This is a genomic window from Lysinibacillus sp. EB271-A1-10B (assembly GCF_058791335.1).
The window spans coordinates 1-2011 of the sequence record NZ_JBYTDL010000057.1; the positions used below are offsets into that span (position 1 = coordinate 1).

The 2011-nt window shown below is 35.0% G+C and carries 3 protein-coding genes; all 3 read left to right on the forward strand.

The window, feature by feature from the left end:
* The first annotated feature begins 119 nt into the window (after positions 1-119).
* The 3 genes from AC3WSK_RS26445 to AC3WSK_RS26455 all read left to right on the forward strand — a co-directional run bounded on the left by AC3WSK_RS26445 (position 120) and on the right by AC3WSK_RS26455 (position 1811).
* Entirely contained in the window at positions 120-542 is a 423-nt protein-coding gene (locus AC3WSK_RS26445; RefSeq protein WP_492414989.1) for a phage holin family protein, read from the forward strand.
* Positions 539-1357, forward strand: a complete 819-nt coding sequence (locus AC3WSK_RS26450; RefSeq protein ID WP_492414988.1) for a GH25 family lysozyme — start codon at positions 539-541, stop codon at positions 1355-1357. Before AC3WSK_RS26445 ends, AC3WSK_RS26450 begins: the two co-directional genes overlap by 4 nt.
* 253 nt (positions 1358-1610) lie before the next feature.
* Positions 1611-1811, forward strand: coding sequence for a cold-shock protein (locus AC3WSK_RS26455; protein ID WP_049664906.1), 201 nt, complete (start codon positions 1611-1613; stop codon positions 1809-1811).
* Positions 1812-2011 lie beyond the last annotated feature (200 nt).

Genomic DNA, 2011 nt, shown 5'->3' on the forward strand with positions numbered 1-2011 from the left:
TTCTTTAAATTTAACCATACAAAAACTGCACCTCCAATTGTTAGATTGAGTGTCTAATAATTGGGGAGCAGTTCAAAAAAAGTGGAGGGCTTTTATTATGCAGAAAAGGAAGGTGTCAGATGAAAACAGATACATTATATACATCGTTTATTGGCGGTACAATGGCATGGATAGGATACCTTATTGGAGGTATTGACCACTTAATAAAAGCGTTAGTTATATTTATGATCATCGACTATACACTTGGATTTATGGTTAGTTTGGTGTTCAAGAAAACTGAAAGTAAAAAGATGTTTAAGGGCTTAATCAAAAAGACGGCTATGGTATTAATGGTAATCGCAGCTGTGCAATTAGATTTAGCAACCGAAAGTGGGAATTTTATGCGAAACGCTATGATTCTTTTCCTTATTGGTATGGAAGGTATCAGCATGATTGAAAATTTAGGTAAGCTGGGAATCAAAGTACCAAAGTTTTTAACGAATGCATTTACACAGCTTCAAATTGATAATGATGACAAGCCAAAGGACGGTGAAACGAAATGAGCAAAATTATTGATATATCACATCACCAGGGAGATATTGATTGGTCAAAGGCAAGCAAAGAAGTTGATTTAGCTATTATCCGCACCCAATATGGAACGAGTACTATTGACCGTAAATATGTACGAAATATTTACGGATGTAAAAAGTACAACGTGCCATTCGCAGTATACATTTATGTAACATTCAAAAATAAAGCTGAGGCATTGGTGCAGGCGAAAGACTTCTACGAACGAGCGCAAGCGCATAAGCCGTTATTTTACGTTGTGGACGTTGAGGAAAGTTTCGGAGCAAGCGTTCAAAATATCGTAAAATGTACACAAGCATTTGTCGATTATTTAAAAGGCAAAGGCGTCAAGGTTGGACTATACACAGGACACCATTTTTTCAAGCCGTACCAGATGGACACGGTTAAAAACTATGATTTCCTATGGATTCCGCGCTACAGCCTCACGAGTGCGCCGGGTTTAAAGCCTGATTATCCATGTGATTTATGGCAGTTCACGGAGAAGGGGACAGTTGCAGGAATCAAAGGTAACGTGGATTTAAATGTACTTAACGGATCTAAGACATTATCTTGGTTTACTATTAAAAATGAGGAAGACAATAAGCCAAAACCAATTGTAAAGGATGATAATACAATGAAATTTTCGAATGAGACAACAGAGGCTGCAGTACGAGACCACATTAAACAAACAGTAGATAAAAAGCTAATTGATAAGTCATGGCTAGATAAATTTGATTCTGGAACTATGACAAATGGTGATTATGAAGGTTTGAAGCTTATCATTGTTCAACGTGAAAATAATAAGAAATAGTTCGTTTTAGTACGGTACCCAAATATTTTCATCATAATTTAGCTTAGTTTATAGTTAATGAGTTCGCTTTTACACTAGACAAATAAGATTTTTTAACATATAGTTGATGTAATAAAATCGTTTGCAAGGGAACAATGAATTCACATATTACAAAGAGTAATCGTGTTTTGTTAGATACTTTTTGTAATATGTGAATTTTTTTCTTTTAAAGTAGTATGATTTTATTTAATACAATTAATGGAGGTCATTATAAATGGCACAAGGTACAGTGAAATGGTTTAACGCAGACAAAGGTTTTGGTTTCATCGAAATGGAAGGCGGGAAAGATGTATTCGCACACTTCTCAGCTATCCAAGGTGACGGATTCAAATCACTTGAAGAAGGTCAAAAAGTTGAATTCTCAGTAGAAGATGGCCAACGTGGACCACAAGCTGCAAACATCGTAAAACTTTAATTTTTAATGAAGAAAACCACTCATTAGTAGAGTGGAATTTGTTTAGGTTGTTGTGTTGTTTATTAATGTAAGATTTCATATTTTTCCTAAACCTAAACTTCAAAAAAAGCCCAGGTACTCATTAATGAACTGAACCCCGAATAGTGGACACTTTAAAAAGTGACCCTATTCGGGGTTTTTTGTTCATTTCACAAAAAAAT

Coding starts and splice junctions, on each gene's coding strand:
- AC3WSK_RS26445 (WP_492414989.1), top strand. CDS start 120: ATGAAAACAGATACATTATATACATCGTTTATTGGCGGTACAATGGCA.
- AC3WSK_RS26450 (WP_492414988.1), top strand. CDS start 539: ATGAGCAAAATTATTGATATATCACATCACCAGGGAGATATTGATTGG.
- AC3WSK_RS26455 (WP_049664906.1), top strand. CDS start 1,611: ATGGCACAAGGTACAGTGAAATGGTTTAACGCAGACAAAGGTTTTGGT.